Below are 7,072 nucleotides of genomic sequence, written 5' to 3'. Positions count from 1 at the left end.
CTGATTGAGGTGTCACCTTGTGTGTATGCCTTAACTATTTTTTCTCGCAAGTCGAGCGAGTACGGTTTCATTAGACTTCATTTGTGTACTCCTCTTACTGTACCTCATAAACTTGCAATAGGCTGTATATAAACTGCAATAGGACCATCTGTAGCATCAAAATGTCTTGAACGTAATCTTCTGTTGCTTTTTTGGTCATACGTAGACAACTTCTCTAAGAATTTGTTGACCAATTTCTGGCTTTAATCCATCCTTCATTACTAAATCAACTTCCAATCGATTCTTTTTGCTCAAGTTGTAACTTATGGTAAATTTTTACTCTAGCAATCCACTGCTGCCAATAATATTGAATTTGTGCTGGTTCAAACCAAAAAACTTCTGCTGGTGTGTCTGGAATTGCAACAACTAAAAGTGCATGGTCGAGTTTAATGCCATAATCTTGGTAAGAATGATTAACGGCTCCAAGATAAGCAGCAAGTTGTAGGGGATATTCGTAAAGTCGCTCAATAGAACCTTTTGGTTTATCAGCAGTTTTCCACTCGCAAACAACGGGAGTATCTTTATAGCTAGCTACGCAATCAACTTTACCAGAGTACCCCAAGTCGTAGTGGAAAATTGAACCTTCAACTAGACGCACAGTGTCGATATCTTGTAATACTGGTTTGATACTTTCCCAGTAAGAAATGCTATTTTCTGGACAAACAGGATCTTTACCTAAAAGATAGCGCTGAATTTGTTTGTGTGTCTGCGTACCTCGACGACTTGCGGTTCCTGCGATTTTATTTGCTTGTTCTGTACCAACACGCTGTCGCCAATTGAAAAGTCTTTCCCGTTGTTCTTGCGGTTTGGTGGCGTTGAGAATTGTCGTAACACTCGGTAGGCGATCGCCTTTATCATCCACTAAAAATTGCTTTCCTTCTAGCCGAATTGATTTTGCTGAGATTGCAGGTAATAACTCGATAATTGACGGCATTAGTCAGCGTTATCAGTAACTTAACTCTATTTGAGCAAGTTTTGCGGTGCGATCGCTATACTTACGCAACTTTGCCCTAAACTCAATCGTCGTGAGTAGCATGAAAACGGAAGTATTGAGTGAGGGTGGAGCAAATTAAATATGTCCCGAATACGTCAGCTTGCTGGTACACTTTGTGTAGTAATGGTCATTCAAAGTACAAGTGCGATCGCCCAAACACCACCTGCAACATTATCTACGCCTGATGCAATCCAACAGGCCGTTGCTGCGGGGTTGATGAATAATTATGCTGATGGGCAATTTCATCCTGAACGATTTATTAGTCGCGCTGAACTTGCGTCAATTTTAGTTAATGCCTTTGCCCTCGATACACGTGCGGCTGCTACACAAGAAAACTTGGTAGAAGTTCAAGATGTTCCTGCTTCGCACTGGGCATTTAACGATATTCAAACCGTGCTGAAAACTGGTATTATGCGCGGCTATCGGGGAAATATGTTTTTTCCTAACCAAAGGGTAAACCGTGCTGAAGCCTTCGCGATTTTTGCTCAAGCATACGGAGTATATCAATTCCCTGATGACACCGTTGCCGAGATTCTTACGGCTTATCCTGATGCTGCATCAGTTCCCACATGGGCACGAAGATCTATCGCTACAGCATTAAATGAGGGATTTGTCAATATTGATGCTCAAGGTAATATTAAACCATTACAGCCGATTACGCGCGGTGATATGGCTTATGCGCTGAGTAGGTATTTAGCAAAACAACAGCAACCAGGGGTGTGAGAGGTCAGGGTTCAGGGTGATGAGGGTGTCTCCTTTATCTACTAAACTTAATTTATGTGTAGTTGCGTGCGATCGCTTTGAGTCAGTGCTGTGGTAAGTAAAAAGAGTATTGCAATATTAGTGAGTGCTGCGGTTTTTACTTGTGTAAGTCAAGTTAACGCTGTGCCTGCTAACACTCAATCTTCATCTGCACAACAAGTTCAAGAAGTCGTTTCTCACTTGAATGGCGCAATGGATACCTCAGCACAAGCCCGTGCTAACCCCAACGCACCAAACGTTCGCATGACTACTTGTAAAGTGAAAGTCAAAAATGCTGCTGCGATCGCGCGTCCTCATGCGGTATTTATGTATCAAGAACAAGCACTTTCACAACGACTTTCCCAACCTTATCGTCAGCGTTTTTTGCGAATTGCGCCGAGTGTAGATAACAATAGTATAGAGTCAGCTGTCTTTCGACCCCCAACACCGCAAGCTTGGATTGGTTTATGCAATAAACCTGAAGCGCAACGCATCATTGACGTGAAAGATATTGGCACATCAAACTGTAGTGTCTTCTTGCGTCGCCAACAACAGAATTATATCGGAGAAACATCCGCGTCAGGATGTCCAAGTAATTACAAAGGTGCAGTACGAATCACAAATCGCATCACTTTACACCAAGCAGGTATGGATACTTGGGATCGCGGCTTTGATGCTGCGGGTAATCAAGTTTGGGGTGCACAAAGTGAGGCTTATCAATTTCGTTGGATTAGAGAAAGCATAAGAAGCAGGTTTCTACAACTATAATGTCGTCATAAGTCCACCTGTGTGGACTTCGTTCTTGAAGCCGCGAATTCATTCGCCAGGCTTTTCGCGATCAAGCCTGCTGTAAGTATTTTTCAAACCGCTGGTGCAGTTCTTCAACGCTAAGATTTTCTGTCCAATATTCTACTAAAGCATGACCAAATGCCCAAGCGTTACGCTCTGGTGCTGAGGTATTTTCTAATAAAAGTGACCAAAGCGAGAGAAGATCGAAGTTACGCTTATTACCAGGCTTCAAAAGCGAGAAAAGCTCGTATGCCATTTGCAGTTTACCAATCACAACAGGCAACTGTTCTACAGGAATTTGCTCAGCTAAGATATAGGCAAGAGTAGGAGATCCAGTTGAAACTGTAGAAATAAATTGCAAAACAGGACTTTTGAGGAGTGCAGCAAGTCCTTGTGTAGTTGTCATTTGAAAAGTGTAGCGATCAATAATTTTAGCAGCAGCAACAGTGCGGGCTTCGAGGTTACGTAAAAAGCGGGCAAGGCGAAGTTGTTTTGCAGGGGAAATTGCCTCAACTAATGCTAAAGATAGTGCATCGATTCCCCACGCTGTTCGACCTGTTTTAGGATCGCCAGTGACCACAGGTAGAACGAGATCGCATTCCTTGAGTAATTGAGCGCGATATGCAGTTGCTTCGCGAATAGCAATTTCTTTCGGGCGATCGCCCCATTCCCAATCATAAGGTGGTTCCCACTCGCGAATTGGACGCAGACGATCAACCTGAGTTACAACTCCAATTGCAGGTAAATCCACAATATCGGCTTTGATATCTTGAAGAAAGTCTACATCCATTTGCAACGCTGGATCGAGTGCTGGGGTAACTATGAGAAGCAAGTCTGCATTCGTAGCATAATCAAGGACAAGTTCGCGCAAATCATCACGGTTAGCTTGTTCGTAGCCTGGAGTATCCCAAAGCGTCAGTTCTCCTGTATCAGTTTGCCAGCGGAAACTTGCGTGCGGGGGTTCCCCCCGTTGAGCATTTTCAAGAGAGTGGTAATTTTGAATGCGATCCGTACTCGGTAAAACATCGACCGCAGCTAACTCAGCTTGAAACAGTGTATTAATCAAGCTACTTTTTCCTGCACCAGTGCGCCCTGCAAGTAAGATACTGACAGGTTTTTGCTCAACCTCAACAGGTTCAGCTTTCTCTAAGATTTCACGCAGCGTTTGCGTTTTTGCTTTGGGTAGTGTTGGTGTTGTAGGGGAAAACGTGCTAGGTAATGTAGTGCCTCCATAGAGTGCGATCGCTTGCTTGCATAAGTTTCGTAAAGCAGCTTCTCGTAGTAATTGACTTAAATTAACTAATAACTGCTGCGTTGCTTGGTTACTCGAACGTTGAGTTGCTTGTTTAGCGACTGCTACTGCTGGGTTTAACAACCACTGCGCCCAGTTCCAAGCTTGCCAAACTTTCCGCGCTGATGGTTCGAGTTTTTGATACATTTCATAGGCTTGATATGCTTGCCCTACGGTAACTTGATTGAGTGCGGGGGATAACTTTTGCATCCACCGATCCATATCATCGACAGTTCCCCGAATCAATCCGTAAGCTTGAGGAATATAGATATTGAGTAAGGGATACTTTACTTCGGGATGATAAATATGAGCAACAGCAACGACAAGATTCTGACAGCGTTGCCAAAAGGTTTGCCAATCTTCCCAAATTGGGCGATCGCTTTGTGCTTTTTTCAAAGTTTCTTGTAGTGCAGTTTCTACTCGAGTTGCGGTATCACTTTTGATTGGTAGCATCTCATCGCTTGCAGATGCTAATTCCTGGCTAACTTCAGTGACAACTGCTTCGACCTGCGCCACGGCTAGGCGAGTCCACTTCACCAGCAACCAACGCCAACCAACGAATACAAGAATGAATACACCCCAAATCCAATTCACTCGCCACTCATGAATTTGCCAACCTGCTGCGAACAGTAAGAAACCGATAATTACTGCAATTGGAGTTGCCAATATAACCCATTGCCACACTTTAAGTCGCACCATATCTTACGCCTGCCTCGATCAGAGTCTGATTGTTGATCTCATCATGGCTTACTAGAGATAGTATCAAGGTCAGCTACAGCCCAATCAAATAACTACCGCTTTTTGAGCAACATCTTCATCCCGTGTCGTGGGCGGAGTGTGAGCGATGGTTGAAGCACAACCGGATGATTTGGTTGTAGCGTCAAGCGAAACTTTGAGGCGAGTGTTGCCAGAAGCAAAATAGCTTCCATCATGGCGAAAGCCTTGCCAATGCATATGTGTTGACCACCGCCAAAGGGAAAGTAGGCAAAGCGAGGCAGTCGATTAATCTGATTGTCTGCCCAACGTTCGGGGTAAAAAACTTCTGGCTGATCAAAGAATCGAGAGTCTCGGTGGGTAATCCACTGACTCATAAACACAGTTGTCCCAGCTTTCACATTATACCCGCCCAGAACACACTCATGTTTTGCAACTCGGCTCATTCCCCACACAGGTGGATACAGTCGCATGGCTTCCAGCACAATTTGCTCTGTGTAGCGTAACTGACGTAGATCGGCAACTGTTGGTGTGCGATCGCCCAGCACAGTCTGTAGTTCCTCTTGCAATTTTGCTTCTACCTGGGCATGCTGTGCTAAAAGAAACCATGTCCATGTCATGGCGTTGGCAGTTGTTTCGTGACCTGCTAAAAACAAGGTCATTGCCTCATCTCGCACTTGCTGATTCGTCATTTGTGTACCATCACCTTCGTCTCGCACTTGCAGCAGAAGTGAGAGTAAATCACCTGTATCCTCGCCGCTAGCTCTTCGCTGGTCGATAATGTGGTAAACGATCGCATCTAGTTGTTGAATCGCTCGTTGGTAGCGTAAGTTACTAGGAGTAGGCATCCAGGTGGGTAGCAGATACTGATTGCTAAGTTTGGCATTAAAATCCATAACTGCATTTAAGGCAGCCTGCACCCCTGAAATTTCACCAGCAATATCGATGTTAAATAGTGCCTTAGACACAATCTGTGAAGTCAGCGACATCATATCCTGGTGAAGATCGCGGATAGAACCATCTTGCCAAGAGTCAAGTAATCGGTTGGCATAGGCAACCATCACCTGAGCGTAGTTTGCAATTCGCTCTTGGTGAAAAGCTGGTTGAACCAGACGGCGCTGACGCTGCCAGAAGTCACCTTCACTGGTAAGCAAGCCGTTACCTACAACACGTAGTCCGCGTCGGTACACACTACTTTTGACAAAGTTCTGGTGCTGGGTAACTAATACTTCCTCAATCAAGCTAGGATGATTAAGCATAATGGCTGGAACCAAACCGAACTGCCAGCCAATAATGTCACCATACTTATGAGCGCACTGGCTACAGAAGTTAAGTGGATCTCGATTAACTTCTGGTATATTACCAATGAGGAAATGACCCTTAGGTCCAGGGGGAAAATTTGCAGTGGGCATAAAAAATTTAGGAGAAAAAGCTAAATTTTAAGTAAGCAACAGTTGCAGCTAATAAATAATGCCTATTCCAGTTTCTTGTGCTAGATACTATCTCTATTTTCTCATAGCCGCACACAGAGAGTGGAACCCAAGCAAGGTAATATTTACTGAGTCAAGTAAATTGTTGATGTACTTATGGGGCATAAAGTTGTCCCCCGTGCAGGACAGTAATGTAATTAACTTCAAACAAAACAAGGAAACTTTTCATCAATCTTTAGAGATAAATGGCGATCGCATCCTCAGCAGTAAACTTCTGACAAAAGTAAGAAAGAGGAGCAATAACCTACAAACAAGAGGCAAATCTCAAGCCTTAAGTATTTTATGAATAATTTTTACAAAAACTTATACCTTTATTGAAAAGGGTTGCTTGAGTTTGTTGCTAATAGTTAGAAGCTCAAATTTATAGATTTTGATTTTGTAACAGAATTTGAGTTTTTGTCTATCAATATTAAGGAATCAATGTATCACTAACGCCTAGAAGATGAATTCCATAGCACAAAAATTGCCGTTTTAAATTTTGCAACTGAGTTAACCAATTAATAAGTCAAAATTTGTAATCCATCATGTGCAGTAGTCAGTACAGACCTTGTAACGCACTCATCAGTATCAATCAGGAGTTTTAAAATGACAGTTATCACAGCCACACATACGTTCACCAGCAGTAACTTTGAAACCATCGAAACAGCATTCAATATCCCTCGCAGGAGGATTTGTGTTTTCCCAACAGTGCCACTGCGCGTGAGAACCGCATTTTTTACCACTGCCAACTCTACGAGTGGTTGCATTAATTATGGCGGAACAGCCTCAATTGCCGTCCAGCGGGTTCAAGCTAAGGGTTCTCCAGGTCAAACGATCCAGATTAAGCAGAGTCTTCCCGTTGGCAGCTAATATTGGGTTATACCTACCTAACGTCAGTTCGGGATAAGAAAAGGAGGGGGCAAGTAAGCTGAAATTAAGTTAAACCATTCAGCGCCCCGTCCTATGTCTAGTTTAGAAGCATTGTTTTGTGAGGTCGATGATTTTTGCACATATTTTGAACCTCAGTGGCATAGG

General features: G+C 43.5%; 6 protein-coding genes. 2 read left to right on the top strand and 4 right to left on the bottom strand.

What is annotated here, in order from left to right; genetic code table 11:
• Positions 1–265: 265 nt before the first annotated feature.
• Entirely contained in the window at positions 266–973 is a 708-nt protein-coding gene (locus tag IQ230_RS25575) for a PD-(D/E)XK nuclease family protein (protein WP_193935002.1), read from the bottom strand.
• Between the two features lie 141 nt (positions 974–1,114).
• Here IQ230_RS25575 and IQ230_RS25570 point away from each other — a divergent pair, with 141 nt between their 5' ends.
• Complete coding sequence (locus tag IQ230_RS25570; protein ID WP_193935001.1) at positions 1,115–1,756, top strand: S-layer homology domain-containing protein; 642 nt, start codon at positions 1,115–1,117, stop codon at positions 1,754–1,756.
• Between the two features lie 90 nt (positions 1,757–1,846).
• Positions 1,847–2,542, top strand: a complete 696-nt coding sequence (locus IQ230_RS25565) for a chromophore lyase CpcT/CpeT (protein WP_193935000.1) — start codon at positions 1,847–1,849, stop codon at positions 2,540–2,542.
• 70 nt (positions 2,543–2,612) lie between these two features.
• Here the strand turns inward: IQ230_RS25565 and IQ230_RS25560 are convergent, their stop codons facing one another.
• From IQ230_RS25560 to IQ230_RS25550, 3 genes are all read right to left on the bottom strand, one after another.
• A complete protein-coding gene (locus IQ230_RS25560) occupies positions 2,613–4,553 on the bottom strand; it encodes a GTPase family protein (protein ID WP_193934999.1) in 1,941 nt (646 codons plus the stop codon).
• A gap of 92 nt (positions 4,554–4,645) precedes the next feature.
• Positions 4,646–5,980, bottom strand: coding sequence for a cytochrome P450 (locus tag IQ230_RS25555; RefSeq protein ID WP_193934998.1), 1,335 nt, complete (start codon positions 5,978–5,980; stop codon positions 4,646–4,648).
• 575 nt (positions 5,981–6,555) lie between these two features.
• Positions 6,556–6,804: a hypothetical protein gene (locus tag IQ230_RS25550; protein WP_193934997.1), complete on the bottom strand. Its 249-nt coding sequence runs from the start codon at positions 6,802–6,804 to the stop codon at positions 6,556–6,558.
• Positions 6,805–7,072 lie beyond the last annotated feature (268 nt).

Origin of the sequence: Gloeocapsopsis crepidinum LEGE 06123, from assembly GCF_015207655.1 — a bacterium.
Lineage (GTDB): Bacteria > Cyanobacteriota > Cyanobacteriia > Cyanobacteriales > Chroococcidiopsidaceae > Gloeocapsopsis > Gloeocapsopsis crepidinum.
Note: the sequence above shows the minus strand (reverse complement) of the source record. Positions and strands in the feature narration are given on the sequence as shown.

What these genes read in the sequence shown, in the direction of transcription:
- IQ230_RS25570 (WP_193935001.1), top strand. Translation starts at nt 1,115, where the DNA reads ATGTCCCGAATACGTCAGCTTGCTGGTACACTTTGTGTAGTAATGGTC.
- IQ230_RS25575 (WP_193935002.1), bottom strand. Translation starts at nt 973, where the DNA reads ATGCCGTCAATTATCGAGTTATTACCTGCAATCTCAGCAAAATCAATT.
- IQ230_RS25550 (WP_193934997.1), bottom strand. Translation starts at nt 6,804, where the DNA reads ATGCAACCACTCGTAGAGTTGGCAGTGGTAAAAAATGCGGTTCTCACG.
- IQ230_RS25560 (WP_193934999.1), bottom strand. Translation starts at nt 4,553, where the DNA reads ATGGTGCGACTTAAAGTGTGGCAATGGGTTATATTGGCAACTCCAATT.
- IQ230_RS25555 (WP_193934998.1), bottom strand. Translation starts at nt 5,980, where the DNA reads ATGCCCACTGCAAATTTTCCCCCTGGACCTAAGGGTCATTTCCTCATT.